This window comes from Streptomyces sp. NPDC079141 (assembly GCF_040686775.1).
Lineage (GTDB): Bacteria > Actinomycetota > Actinomycetes > Streptomycetales > Streptomycetaceae > Streptomyces.
This window is the reverse complement of sequence record NZ_JBFBLP010000026.1, coordinates 12,048-32,900: the sequence shown is the minus strand read 5'-3', so window position 1 is coordinate 32,900 and position 20,853 is coordinate 12,048. Positions and strand designations below refer to the sequence as shown.

The following is a 20,853-nucleotide window of genomic DNA, read 5'->3' as shown; positions in this document are numbered from 1 at the left end:
CGTCGTCTAGGCCGCTGATCCGGTCGTGGCCTGCGTGCCGCCGCGCCGCGCCGCCAGCAGCTCCTGGCGCCGGGGGCCTCCCGAGACGTTGTGCAGGCGGTACGAACCGGGCTTGCCCGCCTCGCCGGCCAGGTGCTTGACGATGCCCTGGCACACGAACTCCTTCACCTTCGCACCGGTACGGCCGCCGATGTGGAACCCCACCGCCACGTCGTACCGGTGGGCGAACTGGAAGATGCCGGCGCGGCGGCCCAGGCTGATGCACTGGCCGGCGAACACCTGGTTGAGGGCCGAGGGCCGCTCGCCCGCGATCCGGCTGAGGACCGTGTCGGCGGCCCGTGCGCCCATGGGCATCGCGGCCTGGCAGCTCATCCGCAGCGGCAGGTCCGACGGCGCCGCCGAGTCGCCGGCCGCGACGATGTGCTCGTCGTCGACGCTGGTCAGCGTCTCGTCCGTGAGCAGGCGGCCCAGGGCGTCGGTGCTCAGCCCGCTGCGCACGGCCAGGTCCGGCACGCTGAAGCCGACGGTCCAGACGGTCACCCCGCTCGGCAGCGTACGGCCGTCGGCGAGCCGCACGGCGTCGCGGGTCACCTCGGTCACCTTGGTGCCGGGGCCGTCCACGACGGTCACCCCGAGCTCGGCCATCCGCCGGGCGACCGAGCGCCGGCCCCGCGGGTGCAGATACGGGCCGAGCACCCCGCCGCAGACCAGGGTCACGGCGCGGCCCTCCTCGGCCAGCTCGGTGGCGGTCTCGATACCGGCCGGACCGGCGCCGACGACCGTCACCGCGGCCGAGGCGGGCGCGGCGTCGAGGGCCGTCCGCAGCCGCTGTGCCTCCTCGTAGGTGGAGATCGGGTGGGCGAACGCGTCCGCGCCGGGGACGTTCAGGTCGGTGCTGCCGCTGCCCACGGCGTAGATCAGGTAGTCGTAGTCCAGCGTGCCGCCGCTCTCCAGGGTCACGGAGCGTTCGGCCGCGTCGATCCGCGCCACCGTGCCGACCGTCAGCCGGACGCCGTCGTTCAGGACCTCCCGGTAGGCGACGACCGCGTCGTCGGACCCGCCCACCAGCTGGTGCAGCCGGATCCGCTCGACGAAGTCCGGGCGCGGGTTGATCAGGGTCACGGTCACATCGGCGCGCTGCGTGAGGCGGTTGGCGGCCATGACTCCGGCGTATCCGCCGCCGATCACGAGCACCGCGGTGTTCCGGTCCATGATGTCTCCTCCGTTGTCAGGGGTTCGACCTCAAGACACCGGCCCCTCGACCGCCGTGACAGCATGTGACCCGGATCACTTCGGCTACCAGTCCCGGGCGGCCTCCCGCAGTCGGTCGCGGACGCGCAGGACGTCGGGGTTGGTGTCGGCGCCGGGGCGCTGGACCAGGAACAGGGTGTTCAGCGGGGGCTCCTCCGGAGCGTGCAGGAGGGCAAGGCGGCCGGAGTCCAGGTACTCCTGGCACAGGGAGCGGGGCAGCACGCTGAAACCGGCGCCCGCGTTGACCGCCGACAGCACCGCGTACAGGTTGGGCACGGTCACCGCGGCGCGGGCGGTGAGCTGCTTGCCGAACACCGTGCGCCAGTAGCGGCGCAGGATCGGCAGGTCCTCCGCGTAGGTCACCATCGGGACCTCGCGCAGCGCCGCGCACAGGTCGTCGGCCCGCTCCACGCGCTCGGCCCAGACGGGGTTCGCCACCAGCAGGTACTCCTCGTCGGCGAGCGGCGCCGACGCCAGGGCGCGGCCGCGCGGCCGCCGGGTGGCGATCACCAAGTCGTGCCTGCCCGCCCGCATCTCCTCCAGCAGCGGCTCCGGCAGGCCCTGGGCGACGCGCAGCTGGACGCCGTCGGCGACGAGCGGGACCAGCGCGGGCAGGACCCGTACGCACAGCAGCTCCGAGGGGCCGGCCAGGTGCACGGGCGCGGCCGCGGTGCCGGTGTCCTCCAGGCCGGCCAGGACGTCCAGCGGCGCGGCGAGGTGCCCGGCAAGTTCATGGGCGTACGGGGTGGGCTCCACGCCGCGCGGCAGCCGGGTGAACAGCTCCCGCCCGGTCTGCTGCTCCAGGGTGCGGATCTGGGCGGTCACGGTCGGCTGGGACAGCCCCAGCCGCGGCGCCGCCGCCGTGAAGGAGCCCGAGCGGTACACGGCCAGGAACGTGCGCAGCAGGTTCAGGTCCGCGTGCGCGGGGAGCTGTGCGGCGAGAGTCGTCCGGTCCGTCATGGGCTCCAGCGTAGCGGCCGCTCATATCGGAGTTCCGATGGCGGAGATCGGCCTTCCTATTGGTTCTCAGATGACAGGCGGGCCTACCGTCGAAGCCGTCCCCAGAAAGAAATCACCCCCATGACCACGCAGAACGCGATCAACTGGCCCGAGAAGTACCTGCCCGGCACCGGCGACAACTTCGTCTCCAACGAGGTGATCGTCCAGGGTGTTGCCGCCGCCCGCGTCTGGCACTTCCTGACCGACACCTCCGCCTGGGAGTCGTACTACGACAACGTCGCCGACATCTCCTTCCCGCAGGGTGGCGGCCCCGAGCTGAAGGACGGCATCGCCTTCGCCTTCGGCACCTTCGGCTTCCCGCCGCTGGACGCGCACGTCGTCGAGTTCCAGGCGCCCGCGGACGGAGTCCCGGGCCGGCTCTCCTGGACCGCACGGCAGGACGGCACCCCGCAGGAGCGGCTCGACGTACTGCACGCCTGGCTGGTCGAGGACCTGCCCGGTGGCCGGGTGCGCATCCTGACCCAGGAGACGCAGATCGGCCGGCCGGCCGCCGCGCTGGCCGCCGAGCGCCCGAACCCCATGCTCAACGGCCACCAGGCATGGCTGGACGGCCTGGTCCGCGCCGCATCCGGATCCGGCAAGATCGGTTCCTGACCCCACCGAAACGCAGGCAAAGGGAAGTTGACGTCATGACCGAGAAGCTCACGGTGAGCGTCCTGGGCACCGGCATCATGGGCGCCGCGATGGCCCGCAATCTCGCCGGGGCCGGACACACCGTCCGCGCCTGGAACCGCTCGCGCGCCAAGGCCGAACCGCTGGCCGCCGAGGGCGTGTTCGTCGCCGACAGCCCCGCCGAGGCGGTCGAGGGCGCCGACGCCGTCCTGACCATGCTCTACGACGGCCCCGCCGCCCTGGAGGTCATGCGCCGGGCGGCACCCGCACTGCGCCCCGGCACCGCCTGGGTGCAGTCCACCACTGTCGGCATCGAGGCGATCGGCGACCTGGCCGCCTTCGCCCGCGAGCACGAACTCGCCTTCTACGACGCCCCGGTGCTCGGCACCCGGGCGCCCGCCGAGGCCGGACAGCTCCTCGTGCTGGCCGCCGGACCGGTCGAGGGCCGTCCGAAGGTGACGCCGGTCCTCGACGCGGTCGGCGCCCGCACCGTGTGGACCGGCGAGGACGGCGCCGAGGGCAGCGCCACCCGGCTGAAGCTGGTCGCCAACAGCTGGGTCATCGCGACCACCAACGCGATGGGCGAGGTGCTGGCCCTGGCGCAGGCGCTCGGCGTGGACCCGCAGAGCTTCTTCGACGCCATCGGCGGCGGCCCGCTGGACATGGGATACCTGCGGGTGAAGTCGGGCCTGGTGCTCGAAGACCGGCTGTCGCCCGCGCAGTTCGCGGTGTCGACCGCCGCGAAGGACGCCCGGCTGATCGTCGAGGCCGGCACCGCCCACGGCATCCGCCTGGACGTGGCCGCCGCGAGCGCCGAACGCCTGGAGCGCGCCGCCGCCCAGGGCCACGGCGACGAGGACATGGCGGCGGCCTACTTCGCCAGCTTCGACGAGGGGCGCTGACGGCGAGCGGCAGCCGAGCCAAGCAGAAGAGGAGAGGAGATGTCCAAGCCGCCCCTGCCCGACGAGGCCCAGTAACTGCTGCGCCGCCTCAAGCACTTGCGTCGCGACCCGCGAGTGACCCTCAGCGTGCTGTCCGGACCGGGTCCGGGCGCGGGTGAGTGCCTTGATCGAGGTCGAGCGCCGGCACGGCTGGGGCGCGATGAGGGACAGTGATCAAGCGTCCGCCTGAGCGTGGCGGGAAGGGGCGGTCGCCCGGAGCGGCCGCCCCGCCGTGTTTGTTTTGAGTTCAACTCCCGTAGGTTTTAAGCCCTTTGAACGGGCAAGCATGTTGATTCCGAACGCTTCCCCGGCCCGCGACGGCCGGCCGCCGAACCCCCCTCTGAAGGGTCGCTCGCTCGGTTCTCGGCCCCGTCCCGCCCCTCGGTGGAGATCGAAGAGGGGTTCGATCGCGGCCCTCTCGCGAAATTTAAACTTCCGTCAGGATCCGGACCGGCCGCCTCCGAGCGTTACTTGCCAAGTTCAGCGCGGTGCGCGGCGTCATCGCGGACAGGAGTCGACCGGATCGATTCTTCAACACGTCATGAATTACCCGTACCGCAGCGCCATCTTCCCTCGTTATGATGCGGACTCAGGCACCGGAACCCGTCCGGGGGTCAAGGAGAGGTCATGCGTTCCTTGAGTGTCGGCGGTTAGTTTCGCGCCATTGAGTCGAACGGGGGCGGTTCGCAATGGGTGGTTTTCTTGGCGCATTACGGCGCCGCATGGAGGCGTTGGACCCGGCCCGCGAGGCCTTCTGCTTCGTCGGCCCCCGCTCCAGAGACGGCGTCCCCGGGCCGTCCGTACAGTCCCTGAGCTACGGCGAACTCGACCGGCAGGCACGCTCGTTGGCTGCCTGGGTGCAGTCGCAGGGCGGCACCGGACAGCGGGTCCTGCTGCCGCACTGCGAAGGCCCGCTCCAGGTCGCGGCCCTGCTCGGCTGTCTCTACGCCGGAGCCACCGCCGTACCCTGTCCGTCCCCGCTGGACGGCGGGCGCAACGCGCGTCGCCTGACGGCGATTGCCAAGGACGCCGATGTCTCGCTGGCGCTCGCCGACTCCGCCGTGGCCGCCGAGCTCTCCCGCCTCTTCGCGGGCAGCGACCTGGTGTGCCTGGCGGCCGACCGGGCGGTCCTGCCGGATCCGGGGGACTGGCGGCCGACGTCGCCGAACGACGACGACCTCGCCCTCGTCCAGTACACGTCCGGTTCCGTGACCCAGGTCAAAGGCGTCCTGATCACCCAGCGGAACCTGCTGGCGGGGCAGCAGGCCATCACCCGCGCGCTGGGCACGTCCGAGCGCTCGGTGATCGGCGGCTGGCTGCCCTCGTACCACGACATGGGCCTGGTGGGGCAGTTGCTGCACCCCCTCCATCTCGGCGCCCGCGGGGTGCTCATGCCCGCATGGTCGTTCATCCGACGACCGCTGAGCTGGCTGGAGATGATCGCGGAGTACGGCATCACCCTGTCCGGCGGCCCGGACTTCGCGTACGACATGTGCGTGCGCGATGTGTCGGACGCGGAGGCCGAGAAGCTGGACCTGACCTCCTGGCAGGTCGCGGTCAACGGTGCCGAACCGGTCCGCGAGGCCACCTTGCGTTCCTTCGCCGGGAAGTTCGCGCCCGCCGGGTTCCGGCCCGAGGCGTTCTATCCCGCGTACGGACTCGCGGAGGCGACGCTCCTCGTCACCGGCGGAGCCCCGGGGCGCCCGCCCTTATCCCGCCGGGTGGACAGTGCGGCGCTGGCCGCGGGCCGGCTCGACGAGCCGATGGCCGGCTCCCGCAGCCGGACTCTGGTCGGGGTGGGGCGGCCCCGGGGAGCGGAGATGCGCATCGTCGACCCCGAGACCCGGCAGGTGCTCCAGCCGGGCCGGGTGGGCGAGATATGGATCCGGGGCGAGACCGTCGCGCCGGGCTACTGGCGCCGTCGTGCGGAGACCGAGGAGTTCTTCGGCGCGGTGACCTCCAGCCATGAAGGATCGTTTTTGCGTAGCGGCGACCTGGGGGCCGTGGACGAGAGCGGCGAACTGTTCGTCATCGGCAGGCTCAAGGAGGGTGTCGTCGTCAACGGTGTCGACGTCGCCCCGGAGGACATCGAGGTCTCTGTCCAGGCGCTGAACCCCTTGTTCGGGGTGACGGCAGCCGTCACCGCGGGGCCGGAGCGCAACCGGCTCATCGTGATCCAGGAAGTACGCGAGACGGGCCTCCTCGACGGTGAACTGCCGTCGCTCGCCGAGGCCGTACGGACCCATCTGGACGGGGAGTTCGGAATCCCCGACGCCGTCGTCCTGCTGGTGAGACCGGGCGTGGTACGGCGTACCACCAGTGGCAAGTTGCAGCGGTCGGCCATGCGCGGGCTCCTGCGGAACGGCGGGATCCGACCGCTGTATCCCGAAGTGCCCGTCTTTGAGGCCGACTTGAGTCCGAGCTGAGTTCGAGTCGAGCCGCTCACCGGACTATCACGTGACCATCACGTCATCAACGGATCACTGTGCGGAACCACCCGCTGCTCACGCAAGCAGCGAAATACAGGCAACAGAGAGGATGCCGATGGACATCGAAGTGCTCGGCGCGTGCAGGTTGATGCAGAGCGGCAAGTCTGTGGTGCCTTCCGCGGTCAAGCCACGTAAGGTTCTTGCGGTACTGGCCCTCAATCCCGACCGTCCCGTCTCCGTCGGGATGCTGGTGGAGGAGGTCTGGGGCGAGACCCCACCGCCCAGCGTCGCGACGACGCTACAGACGTACATACTTCAACTTCGGAACCTTATCACCTCCGCCATCGGAGGCCCATCGCCTGATATGCCTCTCGGGGCAAAAAGTGTGCTCGTCACCCAGCCCGGCGGCTATCTGCTCGACACTCAGGGCGGTTCCGTCGACGTACGGGAGTACGAGCGGCTCTCCGGCGGCGGTCATCGGGCACTGGAGAAAGGGGACTACGAGGCGGCGGCGGACCTGTTCCGCAAGGCGCTGTCGCTGTGGCGCGGGCCGGCGCTGGCCGACGTGGAGTGCGGGCGGGTGCTGGACGTCGAGGTGACCCGCCTGGAGGAGTCCCGAATGGGCATACTGTGCCGCCGTATTGAGGCGGACCTGCTCCTCGGGCGGCACCACGAGATCATCGGTGAGCTGTTCGGGCTCGCGGCCCGGCATCCGCTGCACGAGGGCATTCACCTGCAGTTGATGCTCGCGCTGTACCGGGCCGGGCGCCGGACCACGGCGCTGGAGGTCTACCAGCGGCTGCGGGACGTGCTGGCCGGGGAGCTCGGGCTCGATCCCAGCTACGAACTCCAGTCCTTGCAGGGGGCGTTGCTCGACTCCTCCTCCGAACTCAGGCTGGACCAGCCGCTCTCGCTCTTCAGAGTGCGGGCGCCCGGCCGGTACTGACGGATCCGTGACGCCGCCGGCGTTGCTCCTGCCGGGTGCGGGAGCGCAGTACCCCGCTATGGGTTACGGCCTGTACCGGCACGAGCCCGCTTTCACCTCGGCCATGGACGCTGTCCGGGAGCTGCTGGGTGACAACGGGGGACGGCTGTTCGGGCTCTGGGCCTCGGGTGCGAAGCTGCGCACCATGGCCGAGGTGCATCCGCTGCTGTTCGCGGTCTGCCACGCGCTCAGTGAGACGGTGCGGGATCGAGGACTGCGCCCCGGCGCGATCCTCGGTCAGAGTGTCGGCGAGCTCGTCGCCGCTGTCCAGACCGGGGTGCTCCCGCTCGCGGACGCGGTGCGGCTCGTCGTCGCGCAGGCCGAGGCGCTGGACCGCGCCCCGGCCGGCGGGGCGCTTGCGGTGGCCGCGGGGCCGGAGACGGTGGAACCGTGTCTGTGGCCCGGGGCGGTGGTCGCGGCCCGCAACGGGCCCGGTCAAACCGTGGTCTCCGCTTCGGAGTTCGGCCTTGTGGCCACCAAGCGGGAGCTGGAGAAGGCCGGGCTGACATGGATGCGGGTGGAGGTGCCTGCGGGGCTGCACGGGCCGCTGGTCGCCGAAGCCTGCCGGGAAACGCTGCCCGACTTCCGGGCGGCGGTCTTCGGGGCTCCGCAGACGCCGTTGCTGTCCGGATGCGCGGGTGGGCGGCTCTCGCCCGAGCAGGCCGTTGATCCGGAGTTCTGGGCGCTGCAGCCTTCGCGGCCGGTGCTGCTGGATGCGGTCGTGGAGCAACTGGGCAGTGTGGGCCCGGTGTTCTGCGCGGAGGCCGGGCCCGGGCACGGTCTTGCCGTGCAGGCGCGACGGCATGGGCATCAGGCGGTGTCGCTGCTCGACGGTCCCGTCGGGGCGCCGCGTGAGGAACGGGAGCGGTTCCGGCGGGAGTTGGACCGCCTGGAGCGGGGGGAGCCTCCTGAGCCGGGGGATTCCGGGGAGGGGGCGGGGGAGGGGACGGGAGCGAAGGTGGCGCGGTTACGGCCGCGGGGTGGAGGGGTCGGGTAGGGGTGTGCGCTGCCCGCAGGCTTCGCGGCTCACATGGCGACGCCGGTGCGGGCAGCACCTTGAAGGCTCCGGTCGGCCCACTGCTCCCTGTCCACCAGGAATCGAGTGGGACCGTCGAGGCTTGGTTCGTTCTCGTGCGGGTGCTGTTGATGGCAGGTCGTACGAGAGGGGACCGGATCGACGGACCGCGAGGAGTGACACCCGGTGGAGCGAGCAGCAGTGCGTGCGACCACGGCCGAGGCGCGGATCCGGAGCCGTACGGACGGGCTGGAGCGGGCGCTGGCCCCGTTCGGGTCCGGTGCGATCCGGGGCGAGGAACTCGTGCGGGCCGAACGGGCCCTGGACGACTGCGAGTTCGGTGCCGAGTTCGTGCCGGCCGAGTACGGCGGACGGCTGGAGCGGATCGACGGGCTCGGGCGCATCGTACGGCCTGCCTGCCGGCGGGATCTGTCCCTCGGGTTCGGCTACGGGCTCAACTGCTACTTCGCCGCCACCCCCGTGTGGACCGCCGGGGACACCGCGCAGCGTGAGTGGACCGCCGCGCTGCTGCTGGGCGGCGGGCGGATCGCCGTCGCACGGCCCGCCGTCGCGCATGCCAACGTCTTCGTGAGCGACGAGTTCGCGCTGCGCCGCAACGACGGCCGGCAGCGGCTCGACGGTTCCAAGACCGCCGTGTGCAACTACGCGCGGGCGCGCGGTCTGACGGTCGTCGCCGGCACCGAGGACGGCACGCACGAGGTCCTGCTGATCGACCGCGAGATCCTGCCCGAGGGAGCGCTGCGCACCCTGCACCGGTACCGGACGGTGGGCCTGGACGGCACCGAGTTCGGCGGTCTGGAGTTCACCGACTGCCCCGTGCCGGACGAGGCCGTGGTGGGCGAGCCGGGCCGGGGCATGTCCCTGGTCGTGCGCTGCTCGGTGGTTACTCGTGCCCTGCTGCCCTCGGTGCTCATCGCCGCCGCCGACACCATGCTGCGCACGGCCGTGCGGTTCGCCGTGGAGCACAAGGACGAGGACCCCTACGGCCCGCTGCGGTCGCCGTACGGGCGTGAGGTGCTGACCGGGGCCCTGCTGGACCTGCTGATCAGCGACAGCATCGCCCTCGCGGCCGCGCGCGGCATCCATCTGCTGCCCGACCGGGTCAGCGCCTGCGCGGCGGCCGCCGCCTACACCGTGCCCAAGCTGCTCCAGGACTCCGCGCACGATCTGTCGACCGTGCTGGGCGAGGCGTACTTCGACGGCAAGGGCCGCTACGGCGCGTTCGGCCGCATGGTGCGCGACATGCCGCTGCTCGGCCAGGGGCACGCGGGCACCGCCGCCCGCCAGGCCATGCTGGTCGCCCAGCTCCCGCACCTGGCGCGGAACTCCTGGCTGGTGGACGACCAGCCGCCGGCCGCGCTGCTGCGGCCCTGGGAGGACCTGCCCCCGGCCGACCTCGGGGCGCTGACCGCCGCGGGCACCTCCGACCCGGTCGTCCCGGTCCTCCAGGCCTGTGCCGGAGTCGACGGGGACCTGGGCGAGCTCGTCGCCGCCTTCCTCGGCGAACTGCGCCAGCTGCGCGAGCGGTTCGCCAAGATCGAGCCCGGCGCCGGTCTGTCCACCCCGGACACCCTGGCCCTCACCGACCGCTACGCCCTGGTCTGCGCCGCCGCGGCCGGCCTCGGCGTCTGGCGCGAGCACCGGGACGCCCGGCCCGGCACCTTCCTCGCCGACCCGGCGTGGATCACCGGGGCACTGCACCGGCTGGGCGTCCTGCTGGGCCTCGACGTACCGAAGGCCCCGCACGAGTCCGTCGAGCAGCGGCTCTTCGACGCGGTCCTCGAACGCTACGAGCAGCGGCGCTCCTACGACCTGTACGAGACGAACCTCGAAGCGTCCTGACCGGAAGGAAACGGCCCATGAGCCACGGTGCCCACGCCGCCGACACACACGCCGCCGACTCGGCCGGCGATCTGATCTCCGCGGTGGTCCAGGCAGTGCGGCGGGTCATCGACGATCCGGTGGCCGAGGTCGGCACGGACTCGCTGCTGCGGGAGGACCTGGGCTTCGACTCGGTCCTGATCATGCAGCTGAAGTACCGCGTCGAGCAGGCCGTTCCAGAGCTCGGTGTGCTCTCCCTGCCCGACATGGTCGACAGCATGGAGTCCGTCGGCACCCTCGTCGCCTATCTGCGCGACCGGCTGATGAAGGCAGGCGTCTGATGGCCGTTCCCGGCGCCGGGGCCCCCGTGCTCGTGTCCGGTCCCGAGGGCTCCTGGGACGAGGTCCTGCGGCCGCTGGCGGCGCGCGGCACCGTCGTGACCTACGGCAGAGTCGCCGACTGGCTGCCCGAGGAGACTGAAGAAAGGGTTCTGCGCCCGCTGCTCGGCCCCCGTGACTGGGGCCGCTACCAGCGTCTGACCCACCGCAAGGTGCGCGAGGGCTTCCTGGCCTCCCGGCTGCTGCTGAAGCACACCGCGGCCCGGGTGCTCGCGAGCGTCCCCGAGGCCGTGGAGCTGGCGTACAAGCCGGGCGGACGGCCGTATCTGCGCGGCTGCGACCAGATCGACATCAGTCTCAGCCACACCGAGGAGGTCATGGTCGTCGGTGTCACCCGGCGCGGCCTGCTCGGGGTGGACGTGGAACGCGCCGAGCGCCCGATGGTGGGCACCGGTGTGGAGTTCCAGGCCTGTACGCCGCACGAGCGCGACCTGCTGGACTCCCTGCCCGAACAGACGCGCAACAGCGCCCTGGTGCGGCTGTGGACGCTGAAGGAGGCGTACAGCAAGGCCATCGGCCAGGGGCTGCGCTTCCGGTTCACCGAGTTCGGCTTCACGCTCGACGACGCGCGGATCCGGCTCCAGCGGCCCGACGGCTCACCGGGCACCGGTCCGGAGTGGAGCTTCGGCACGTACGCCCTGGAGTCCGACTACGTGGTGAGCGCCGCCCTGCGCGACGAGGGCTTTGGCGCCGCGGCGGACACCGCCGCCGACACCACCATCGACCGGGGCCTGCTGACGGTGTTACTCGGCCGCCTCTGAGCCCGCACGACCCTGCGACGTCCCTCGTTCCCGCACGACCTCATCCCTCGGTTACTCACTCTTCAGGGAGGCACACCCATGGACATGTCGGACACCTCTGCCGGCTTCACCCTCGCGGATCTGCTCCGGCTGCTCCAAGAGAGCGCCGGAGTCAAGGACGGCATAGACCTCGACGCCGACGATGTCGTCGACACCCCGTTCCTCGAACTCGGCTACGACTCACTGGCGTTGCTTCAGGTCACCGGCCGTATCAAACGGGAGTTCGGCGTCATGCTGCCGGACACGGTGGTCGCCGACGCTCCCACCCCGCGGGCCCTGCTCACGGTCGTGGCGCACGCGCGCGCCGCGTGACGGCTCGTTTCCCCGCGCGCCGAAAACAGTGCCGGCCGCGTCCCTTCCCGAAGTTCCGGGGAAGGGGCGCGGCCGGCTGGTGCGCTCCAGGACTCTGACTCTCCCAGCTGGGGGAGGGCCGGGGTCGGTCAGAAGCTGGGCGCGGCTGTGGGGGACCTCAGGCTGCCGAGGTACGGCCGCCACAGGTGGGTGGGGTCGCTCTCCACGGCCTCGATGATCTCCCACATCGCGGAGAGGGCCTTGGGCTCCTCGTCGTCGTAGACGTCGCCCTGGAGCATCTTGAGGATGTCCAGCCGGTAGCGGTCGTCCTGGACGAACGCGGTGAACAGGATGTTGAGGCGGTAGTAGGCCTCGATGAAGCGGTGCCAGTAGCCCACCGCCTTGCGGAGCTTGTTCTCGTAGGCGGCGAAGCGCTCGTGCTTGAAGTCGCCGGCCTCGTGGGCGGCGATGATGTCCTTCGCAGCGAGCCGGGCGCTGTTGAGCGCGACGGAGACGCCGGAAGAGAAGATCGGGTCCACGAAGCGGGCCGCGTCGCCGATCAGGACGTAGTTGTCACCGGCGATCTGCTTCATGCCGTAGCTGTAGTCGCCCTCGGTCTTCATGGGCTTGACCTGGTCGCAGTTCTTGAGCACGTCCAGCAGCTCGGGGCGGGAGGCCACGGTGTCCCAGAAGTACTTCTCGCGGTCGCCGCCGTACTCCTGGAAGCGCTTCTTCTGGCTGACGACACCGATCGAGGTGATGGTGTCGGTGATCGGGATCTGCCACACCCAGGTGTCGATGACCGGGAGGAAGTGGATGAAGATGTAGTCGGCCTGGTCCTTGTTGACCGCGAGCGCCTTGCGGTCGAGGCCCTCGAACCACGTGTGCACCGCGTACTGGTTGAAGACCGGGTCCGGGACCTTGGTCTTGAGCTGGTTGCCCAGCCGGGTCTGCCGGCCACTGGCGTCGACGACCATCTTCACCGGGATGTGCGTCGACGAGGAGCCGACCTTCACCTCCACGACCGGCAGTTCGCCGTCGAAGTCGACCTTGCCGACCCGGACGCCCTGGAACACCTTGGCGCCCAGCTCCTCGGCGTGCTTGAGGAGGATGTGGTCGAACTTGCTGCGGTCGACGTGGAAGGTGTGGTCGCGGTCCACGCCCTCCTGGTCACGCTCGCTGAACAGGACCTCGGCGGCGCGGAAGTCGTGGTTCAGGCCGCGGAATCCGTTGTGGTTGATGTCGCGGTCCTCGGCGGAGGTCCAGGCGGCACCGAACTTCTTGGGGAAGCCGGCGGCCTCGACCTTTTCCATGGCCCCTATCTCCAGGAGCACCGGGGTGGTGGCCGGGACCAGGGACTCGCCGACGTGATCGCGAGGAAAGTTCTCCGCCTCGAACACGGCGACGGACAGCCCGGCCTTGGCCAGGTACGAGGCCACGGTCGATCCCGCGGGGCCGCCGCCGATGACTGCGACGTCGAATTGTGCGTCCACGATGCTCTCTCTTCCTTCGGTCGGTTCAGGCAGCGGGCTGCGGGGCCAGGGAATGGACCATGTCCGTGATGGCCGCCAGGTTCGCGAAGTTCCGGCCGGTGATGTGGGTCGGGGGCACGACGACCCCCAGCTCGGTGCGGATGAACGAGAGCAGCAGGGAGGTGTTCATGGAGGTGAGGACGCTCCACTCCAGCAGCGGGGTGTCGTCCGTCAGCTCGGACACCTCGCTCTCACCGAGGAACTGCTGCTCGATGTACTCGCTGATCCTGCGACGGATCTCTTCATGGGACAGCGCCGCCACTGGGGCCTCCTGTTGGTCTCGGACTTAGGTGTGGGGGGAGAAGAGCCGTACAGCCGGTGATGCTGGGCGGTGTCGGTTGAGACTCACTCGGCAACGGCTCGGGTGGCCGCGCCACGGGCCGCGGGAGAACGCCGGGACTGCTCCGCGAACCGGGTCAGCCGGGCGGACAGCGCGGCCCTGAACTCCGGTTCCTGGAGGAAGAAGTGGCCGGCGCCGACCAGCGTGAAGTCGAAGACGCCGGAGGTGACCCTGGACCAGGCGGCCACGGACGCCGGGTCGGTCAGCACGTCCTTGCGCCCGGCGAAGGAGGCGATCGGCACCGTGAGCCGCGGACCGGGCGCGTGCGTGTACGTCTCCACCACCTTCAGGTCGGCCCGGATGGCCGGCAGGTAGAACCTCAGGAGCTCCGGCTCGGCGAGCAGCGCCTCGGGCAGACCGCCGATCCGCTGCAGCCCGTGCACGAAGCCGTCGTCGGGCAGCTGGTGGAACGGGCGGTGGGAGAGCGGCTCGGTGGGGCCGTTGCGGCCGGAGACCAGCAGCAGCTCGGGCGGGGTGCCCAGCTTCGTCAGGGCGCGGGCGGCCTCGTAGCCGAGGAGCGCGCCGAAGCTGTGGCCGTAGAGCGCGTACGGTCCGTCCCGCTGCTCCTCGACGAGCCGCACCGTCTCGTCGATCAGCGGGGCCAGGCCGTGCAGCAGGGGTTCGCGCACCCGGGTTCCGTGGCCGGGGAGTTCGAGCGGTATCAGCTTGATGTGGTCGGGCAGGTCGGCCGCCAGACGGATGTAGGGATGCGCGCTGCCGCCGGCGTGGGCCAGGCAGAAGAGCGTAAGGCTTGGTTCGCTGGTCACGGAGTGCTTCCTTCCGTGGTCGGACGGATGTCGGCTCTGACTGGTTCGACCGGGATCGCAACAGGATCCGCTCAAGCCGCCGTCGACAGGGGTTCGAGAGCGGACGCCCGAAGTCCGTTCCGCGCTGGCTGGAATTCATCGTCCGGTGGATTGACGGACGGGCAGGCCAGAGACCCGGGCGCGGCGGGACCGAGGCGCTCGCCCCTTCGAGCTGGAGCCCGGTTTCCTCCGGTAACGCCCTTCCTGTGGTGGTCGGAGCGGCGTCGTATGCAGTTCTCTCTAGGGCGTCTTGAGTCCGTCTCCCTACCGTCGCTTTCGGCCGCACTTGAGGATGAGAGGTGCCACGGTGAGCGGACCTGCGAGGGAGATCACCCCCGAAGCGGTGGAGAACTGGCTGGTGGAGCAGATTGCCCAACGGACCCTGCTGCCCCCGGCGATGGTGTCGGTCCACCTGTGCTTCGACGAGTTCGACATCGACTCCGCGGACAGCCTGGTGATCGCCACGGCCCTGGCGGAGTGGCTCGGCGACGAGGTGGACCCGCGTGCCCTCGTCCGGCATCCGACGATCCGGTCACTGGCCGGATATCTGGCCGGCCGGCGGCATCAGCTCACAACGGGAGGAACTGCGGTCCATGGCTGAGAACCGACCCTACGAGCCCCGCCCCGACGACATCGCCGTCGTCGGGGCCGGTTGCCGCTTCCCCGGAGGCGTGCGCGACCTCGACGGGCTGTGGCGGGTGCTGATGGACGGCGTGGACGTGGTGACGCCGGTGCCCGGCGACCGCTGGAGCGACGAGTTCCACCACCCCGACCGGCGCACGCCCGGCACCACCTACTGCCGCGAGGGTGGCTTCCTCGACGACATCGACCGGTTCGACGCCGACTACTTCGGCGTCTCCCCGCGCGAGGCCCGCGGCATGGACCCGCAGCAGCGGCTGCTGCTGGAGGTGTGCTCGGAGGCCATGGAGGACGCCGGTGTGCCGCGCGGGCGCTGGGAGGGCAGCCGGACCAGTGTCCACATGGGCATCCTCGGCTCCGACTACCTGCTGCTGCACGCCCGGACCTCCGGTATCAAGGCCATCGACCCGTACTTCGCCTCCGGCAAGGAGTTCAGCTTCGCCGCCGGACGCATCGCGTACACCTTCGGGCTGCACGGCCCCGCGATGACCGTCAACACCGCCTGCTCCTCCTCGCTCGTCGCCGTCCACCTCGCCTGCCAGGCGCTGCGCAGCGGCGAGGCCGACACCGCGCTGGCGGGCGGCGTGAACGTGATCGTCGCCCCCGAACTCTCCGTCTTCATGGGCAAGGTGCAGGCGCTGTCCCCGACCGGACGGTGCCGCCCCTTCGACGCCCGCGCCGACGGCATCGTCCGCGGCGAGGGCTGCGGGGTCGTCGTCCTCAAGCGCTACGCCGACGCCGTGCGCGACCACGACCGCATCCACGGGCTCATCCGCGGCTCCGCCGTCAACCAGGACGGACGCAGCGCCGGACTCACCGCCCCCAACGCCCTGGCCCAGCAGGACCTGTTGCGTGCGGCGCTGAAGTCGGCCTCCGTCGCGCCCGAGGAGCCGGTCTTCGTCGAGGCGCACGGCACCGGCACCCCCCTCGGGGACCCGCTGGAGATCTCCGCGCTCACCGAGGTGATCGGCCGCACCCGGCCCGCCGAAAAGCCGCTGCTCGTCGGCTCCCACAAGGCGCACTTCGGCCACATGGACTCCGCCGCCGGAATCGCGGGACTGCTCAAGACGATGCTGGTGCTGCGGCACCGCACGGTTCCGGGGCAGATCCACCACGTCTACCCGGCGCCGATGATCGACTGGGAGTCGTCCGGGACGCTCGTCCCGGTGAACCACGTCACCCTGCCGGACACGGACGAGACGCTGACCGCCGGTGTCAGCGCCTTCGGGCTGTCCGGGACCAACGCCCACGTGGTGCTCGGCAGCGTGCCGCGGCCGGAGGCCGTCGAGACCGGCGGCCCGCACACCCTGCTCGTCTCCGCCACCACGGCCGACGGGCTGCGGCAGCTGGCCGCCGACTACCGCGGCGCGCTCGCCGACCCGGTCGGACCGGTCGCCGCCGCCTCCGCGGTACGCCGCTCCCACCTCAAGCACCGGATCGCCGTCGTCGGCAAGGACGCCGCCGAACTGACCGCGGCGCTCGCCGAGGCCGAGGGCAGCCGGGCCGCGGACGTCGCACCCAAGGTCGTCTATGTCTTCTCCGGCCAGGGCTCGCAGTGGCCGCGCATGGGACTGGACCTGGCCGAGACCGAACCCGTGGTCCGCGAGACCCTCGACGCCTGCGACGAACTGCTGCGCGCCGAGGCCGGCTGGTCCCTGTACGACGTCCTGCGCGACCCGAACCCCGCCCGGGTACGGGCCACCGACGTGGCCCAGCCCGCGGTGTTCGCCGTTCAGGTCGCCCTCGCCCGGCTGTGGCAGTCCTGGGGCGTCAGCCCCGACGCGGTGATCGGCCACAGCATGGGCGAGGTCGCCGCCGCGCACATCGCCGGGGCGCTCGAACTCGCCGACGCGGTACGGCTCGTCGCCCACCGCGGGCGGCTGATGCACCGCGCCGCCGGCACCGGCCGCATGGCCAACGTCGAGCTAGGCGCCGACCAGGTCCGCGAGCGGCTCGCCGCACGCCACCCCGAGGTGTGCGTCGCCACCGAGAACGGGCCCGCCTCCGTCGTCATCGCCGGCCCCAAGCCGGCCGTGGAAGCCGCGGTGCGCGAACTGGCCGAGGCCGGCGCGAACGTGGTCGAGCTCCCGGTCGACTACGCCTTCCACTCCCCGCTGATGCAGCCCTACGCCGACGAACTCGCCGACCTGCTGCGGGATCTGACGCCAAGTGAGCCCACGATCCCGTTCCTGTCGACCGCGGTGCCCGGTGACCCGGTGCCGCTCGACGCCGCCTACTGGAGCGCCAACATCCGGGAGCCGGTGCGGCTGTGGCCCGTCGTCGACGCGCTGCTGGCCGACGGCGAGACGGCGTTCGTCGAGATCGGCGCACACCCCGTGCTGGCCCGTCCGCTCCAGTCGGCGCTGGCCCACCGCGAGCGGCGGGGCCCGGTCGTCTCCTCGCTGTACCGCGCTCAGGACGGACCGACGATGCTGGCCCGCTCCCGGGCCACGCTGCACGAGTCGGGCATCGCCGTCGACTGGGCCGCCGTGCACGGTGCTCCGGTGGCGCCGGTGACACTGCCGCCGCACCGCTGGGCGGACGAGCGGTACTGGCTGGAGGGCGTCGAGCGCGGTGAGCAGGGCGCGGGGCCCGCGGCGGACCTGGACGGCCTGCGGGCCGAGGTGCGGCTGGTGGACTCCGCGGGGCGGGTGGTTGCGGAGCTGGGGGCGAGTGCGGAGGCGCCTGCTGCGGCGCCTGCCGCGGCTCCGGCTGCGGCTCCGGCTCCTGTGGCGGTCGCTGTGGCCCCCGAGCCGGCTCCGGTCGCTGCGAAGGCGCCCGCCGAGGCGCCCGCGACGGTCGTCTTCGACCGTGAGCATGTCGCCGTCACCGTCCACAACATGCTGGCCAAGGTGCTCGGTCACGGTCCGCGCAAGCGGCTGCCGCGCACCCGGGGCTTCTTCGAGCTGGGGATCGACTCGATCTCCGTCGCGGAGTTCGCCCGGCGGGTGGCGCAGGAGCTGCGGGTCGTGGTGGACGGTGCGGATGCGCTGGCGCACGGCACGATTGATGGATTTACGGACTACATCATGACGTTGACTCCGGAGGAGCCGGTGGCTCCGCCGGCTGCCGAGGAGAGTGCCTCGACCGGTGATTCGTCCAGTGCGGCGCCGTCTGGGCCGGTCGCGCAGTTCCCCGCGCCCCTTCGGGGCGCTACTGAACCCGGGGCTTCTAAGGAACCGCCCCTGCCCGACTACGAGTTGGAGCCCATCGCCGTCATCGGTATCGGGTGCCGGCTGCCCGGCGGGGTCGCCGGGCCCGAGGACTTCTGGCGGCTGCTCGACGCGGGTGTCGACGCCAGCGGGGATGTTCCCGTGCAGCGCTGGGACGCCGCCGCCCTGGACGGCGTACCCGCGCGGGGGTCCTTCCTCGGCGAGGTCGACGGGTTCGACAACTCCTTCTTCCGGATCTCGCCCCGCGAGGCCCGCACCATGGACCCGCAGCAGCGGCTGTTCCTTGAGGTGGCCTGGGAGGCGCTGGAGGACGCCGGAGTCCCGGCTGACCGGATGAGCGGCACCCGCACCGGTGTGTTCGTCGGTCTCAACACCACCGACTACCAGCAGCTGGTGACCCGCCGCGAGTCCGACGTCGACCTGTACTACGGCACCGGCAACTCCTTCAGCGCGACCGCCGGGCGCATCTCGTACTTCCTGGGACTGCGCGGTCCGAGCATCGCCGTGGACACCGCCTGCTCCTCCTCCCTCACCGCCGTGCACCTGGCCTGCCAGAGCCTGCGCGCGGGGGAGAGCAAGCTGGCGCTGGCGGGCGGTGTGAACGTCATGGCCACCCCGACGGTCTTCCTCTCCATGGGGGCGGCCGGGGCGCTCGCCCCGGACGGGCGGTGCAAGACGTTCGACGACTCGGCCGACGGCTACGGCCGAGGCGAGGGCGCCGGTGTGGTGATACTCAAGAAACTCTCGACCGCCGTGCGGGATGGTGACCGCGTGTACGCGATCATCCGCGGCAGCGCGGTCAACCAGGACGGGGCCAGCGGCGGGTTCACCGTGCCCAGCGGCACCGCCCAGGAAGAGGTCATCCGTACCGCGCTGGAGAACGCGGGCATCGCCCCGCACGAGGTGTCGTACGTCGAGGCGCACGGCACCGGCACGCGGCTCGGCGACGCCGTCGAACTGCGTGCGCTCGCCGGGGCGTTGGGGACCGGACGCCCATCCGACCAGCCGCTCGTCGTGGGGTCGGTCAAGACCAACGTCGGCCATCTGGAGGCCGCGGCCGGGGTCACCGGCCTGATCAAGACGGTGCTGGCGCTCGGCCGGCAGAGCATCCCCGCCCAGCTGCACCTGACCACGCCGACCCGCCAACTCGACTGGGACCGGCTGCCGTTGGACGTGGCCGGGGAACCCGTGCCGTGGCCGCGCGGTGAACGGCCCCGGATCGCGGGCATCAGCGCGTTCGGCTTCACCGGCACCAACGCCCATGTCCTGGTCCAGGAGGCCCCGGAGCAGCCGGCACCGCCGGCCGGCCGGCCCGCACGGCCCTGTGTGCTCACCGTGTCGGCGGCGACGCCGGACGCGCTGACCGCCGCCGTGCAGCGGATGCGCGGGCGGATCCTCGCGGCCGACGAGAGTGAACTCGCCGACCTGTGCTGGACCTCCGGCGCCCGCCGCGCCCACCTCGCGCACCGCGTCACCGCCGTCGGCCGCACCCGCGACGAACTCGTCCGCGCGCTGGACCGGGCCCGCCCGGTGAAGGCCCGCGACGAGGCGACGGTGATGTTCGTCTACGGCCGCACCCCCGCCGACCTGACCCCGGCCGAGGAAGTCCTGGCCGGCGACCCGGCGGGCGCGGAGGCCTACCGGGCCGTGCTGGCCGAGGCGCGCGCCGCCCTGCGCGAGGAGCTCGGGGAACCCGAGGGCCCGGTGCACGCGGGCAGTGTGGAGCACGCGGGCGAGGTGTTCGCCGGCCAGCTGGCCACCACCGCCCTGTGGCGGGCGCTCGGCGTACAGCCGGACGCGGTCGTCGGCTGGGACATCGGCGAGTACGCGGCCGCCGTGGTCGCGGGCGACCTCACGCTCGTCAACGCGGTCCGGCTGCTCGCGGCCGGCGTGCCCGTCCCGGCGTCGACCGACGAGGCCGAACTGCCCCGTCACTCGGCCGCCGACGGCTGGGCCTCGCTGGCCGGCGAGGTCGCCGCGGCAGGCCTGGACGTGCTGCTCGACATCGGCACCGGAAGCCGCGCGATCCGCATGCTCGGCGCCGCCCTGGACGCGGCGGCGGAGCCCGGGGAGCTTGCCCCGGCGCAGCTGACCGCGCCGCGCAAGCGCCAGCCCAGTGGCGTCGAGAAGGCCTACATCGGCCCGGTCGAACTGCTGGAGCTGGCCGGCGGACTGCACGCCAACGGCGTCGCCGTCGACTGGGACCGGCTGGTGCCCGGCCCGCGCCGCCCGGTGCCGCTGCCCGCCTACCCGTGGCAGCGCAAGGCCTACTGGGTGGACACCCCGTACTCCGTGGAGCCCCGGCAGGAGCCGGAGCAGCCCGCCGTCGCCGAGGCCGTGGCGGCGGAGCCCACCGGTGCGCTCGCGGCCGAACTGCTCCAGTTGCCGCCGGACCGCCGTGAGGAACGGCTGGTCGACCTGCTGCTCACCCTCGTCGCCCAGGTGCTGGGCGAGGACGCCGATGTCGCGCCCGACCAGGGCTTCTTCGACCTCGGCATGGACTCGGTCCTCTCGCAGGACCTCAAGCAGCGGGCCGAGCGGGAGCTGGGCGTCGAACTGCCGGGCACGGTTGTGTTCGAGTGCCCCAACGTCGCTTCCTTCGCGCGCTTCGTCGTCGACGAGGTGCTGAACGAACCGCAGGAACTGGCCGAACCGGCCGAGGCCGTCGAGCCGGAAGAGCCGGCCGAGGACCTCGAAGACCTCGACGACGACGCCCTGCTGAGCCGTCTCGACGGCGCCCTGGCGTCGTCCGAAGCCCTGTTGACCGAGGGAGACTGAC

Annotated in this window: 16 protein-coding genes and 1 pseudogene; 12 read left to right on the top strand and 5 right to left on the bottom strand. The window is 71.8% G+C overall.

The window, feature by feature from the left end; genetic code table 11:
• Nucleotides 1-6: 6 nt before the first annotated feature.
• Nucleotides 7-1,212, bottom strand: a complete 1,206-nt coding sequence (locus tag AB0Q90_RS39910; RefSeq protein ID WP_363164965.1) for an FAD-dependent oxidoreductase — start codon at nucleotides 1,210-1,212, stop codon at nucleotides 7-9.
• Nucleotides 1,213-1,296: 84 nt separating this feature from the next.
• Nucleotides 1,297-2,211 carry a LysR family transcriptional regulator gene (locus tag AB0Q90_RS39905; RefSeq protein ID WP_363164964.1) on the bottom strand — a complete coding sequence of 305 codons (915 nt, stop codon included), beginning with the start codon at nucleotides 2,209-2,211 and terminating at the stop codon, nucleotides 1,297-1,299.
• 120 nt (nucleotides 2,212-2,331) lie between these two features.
• Here AB0Q90_RS39905 and AB0Q90_RS39900 point away from each other — a divergent pair, with 120 nt between their 5' ends.
• The 10 genes and pseudogenes from AB0Q90_RS39900 (at nucleotide 2,332) to AB0Q90_RS39855 (ending at nucleotide 11,605) form a co-directional block, all read left to right on the top strand.
• The gene (locus AB0Q90_RS39900; protein ID WP_363164963.1) at nucleotides 2,332-2,865 is read left to right on the top strand and encodes an SRPBCC domain-containing protein; all 534 of its coding nucleotides are present in this window, start codon (nucleotides 2,332-2,334) and stop codon (nucleotides 2,863-2,865) included.
• 35 nt (nucleotides 2,866-2,900) lie between these two features.
• The gene (locus tag AB0Q90_RS39895) at nucleotides 2,901-3,785 is read left to right on the top strand and encodes an NAD(P)-dependent oxidoreductase (RefSeq protein ID WP_363164962.1); all 885 of its coding nucleotides are present in this window, start codon (nucleotides 2,901-2,903) and stop codon (nucleotides 3,783-3,785) included.
• Between the two features lie 761 nt (nucleotides 3,786-4,546).
• The gene (locus tag AB0Q90_RS39890) at nucleotides 4,547-6,250 is read left to right on the top strand and encodes a fatty acyl-AMP ligase (protein WP_363164961.1); all 1,704 of its coding nucleotides are present in this window, start codon (nucleotides 4,547-4,549) and stop codon (nucleotides 6,248-6,250) included.
• Between the two features lie 112 nt (nucleotides 6,251-6,362).
• Nucleotides 6,363-6,581: pseudogene (locus AB0Q90_RS39885) on the top strand (helix-turn-helix domain-containing protein); the annotation flags it as partial.
• Between the two features lie 57 nt (nucleotides 6,582-6,638).
• Nucleotides 6,639-7,199 carry an AfsR/SARP family transcriptional regulator gene (locus AB0Q90_RS39880; RefSeq protein WP_363165028.1) on the top strand — a complete coding sequence of 187 codons (561 nt, stop codon included), beginning with the start codon at nucleotides 6,639-6,641 and terminating at the stop codon, nucleotides 7,197-7,199.
• 7 nt (nucleotides 7,200-7,206) lie between these two features.
• Nucleotides 7,207-8,235, top strand: a complete 1,029-nt coding sequence (locus AB0Q90_RS39875) for an acyltransferase domain-containing protein (protein ID WP_363164960.1) — start codon at nucleotides 7,207-7,209, stop codon at nucleotides 8,233-8,235.
• A gap of 204 nt (nucleotides 8,236-8,439) precedes the next feature.
• On the top strand, nucleotides 8,440-10,116 hold the full coding sequence (locus tag AB0Q90_RS39870) for an acyl-CoA dehydrogenase (RefSeq protein ID WP_363164959.1): 1,677 nt from the start codon (nucleotides 8,440-8,442) through the stop codon (nucleotides 10,114-10,116).
• A gap of 17 nt (nucleotides 10,117-10,133) precedes the next feature.
• Complete coding sequence (locus AB0Q90_RS39865; protein ID WP_363164958.1) at nucleotides 10,134-10,436, top strand: acyl carrier protein; 303 nt, start codon at nucleotides 10,134-10,136, stop codon at nucleotides 10,434-10,436.
• The gene (locus tag AB0Q90_RS39860) at nucleotides 10,436-11,254 is read left to right on the top strand and encodes a 4'-phosphopantetheinyl transferase superfamily protein (protein WP_363164957.1); all 819 of its coding nucleotides are present in this window, start codon (nucleotides 10,436-10,438) and stop codon (nucleotides 11,252-11,254) included. Before AB0Q90_RS39865 ends, AB0Q90_RS39860 begins: the two co-directional genes overlap by 1 nt.
• 78 nt (nucleotides 11,255-11,332) lie before the next feature.
• The gene (locus AB0Q90_RS39855) at nucleotides 11,333-11,605 is read left to right on the top strand and encodes an acyl carrier protein (protein WP_363164956.1); all 273 of its coding nucleotides are present in this window, start codon (nucleotides 11,333-11,335) and stop codon (nucleotides 11,603-11,605) included.
• 128 nt (nucleotides 11,606-11,733) lie between these two features.
• Here the strand turns inward: AB0Q90_RS39855 and AB0Q90_RS39850 are convergent, their stop codons facing one another.
• From AB0Q90_RS39850 to AB0Q90_RS39840, 3 genes are all read right to left on the bottom strand, one after another.
• The gene (locus AB0Q90_RS39850; RefSeq protein ID WP_363164955.1) at nucleotides 11,734-13,077 is read right to left on the bottom strand and encodes an NAD(P)/FAD-dependent oxidoreductase; all 1,344 of its coding nucleotides are present in this window, start codon (nucleotides 13,075-13,077) and stop codon (nucleotides 11,734-11,736) included.
• Between the two features lie 25 nt (nucleotides 13,078-13,102).
• Nucleotides 13,103-13,378, bottom strand: a complete 276-nt coding sequence (locus AB0Q90_RS39845) for a hypothetical protein (RefSeq protein ID WP_093719755.1) — start codon at nucleotides 13,376-13,378, stop codon at nucleotides 13,103-13,105.
• A gap of 83 nt (nucleotides 13,379-13,461) precedes the next feature.
• Nucleotides 13,462-14,223 (bottom strand): alpha/beta fold hydrolase, encoded by a 762-nt coding sequence (locus tag AB0Q90_RS39840; RefSeq protein WP_363164954.1) that lies wholly within the window; start codon nucleotides 14,221-14,223, stop codon nucleotides 13,462-13,464.
• 346 nt (nucleotides 14,224-14,569) lie between these two features.
• Between AB0Q90_RS39840 and AB0Q90_RS39835 the strand changes: the two genes are divergently transcribed.
• Both AB0Q90_RS39835 and AB0Q90_RS39830 read left to right on the top strand, forming a co-directional pair.
• On the top strand, nucleotides 14,570-14,863 hold the full coding sequence (locus tag AB0Q90_RS39835; protein WP_363164953.1) for an acyl carrier protein: 294 nt from the start codon (nucleotides 14,570-14,572) through the stop codon (nucleotides 14,861-14,863).
• The gene (locus AB0Q90_RS39830) at nucleotides 14,856-20,852 is read left to right on the top strand and encodes a beta-ketoacyl synthase N-terminal-like domain-containing protein (RefSeq protein ID WP_363164952.1); all 5,997 of its coding nucleotides are present in this window, start codon (nucleotides 14,856-14,858) and stop codon (nucleotides 20,850-20,852) included. Before AB0Q90_RS39835 ends, AB0Q90_RS39830 begins: the two co-directional genes overlap by 8 nt.
• Nucleotide 20,853: the final 1 nt, after the last annotated feature.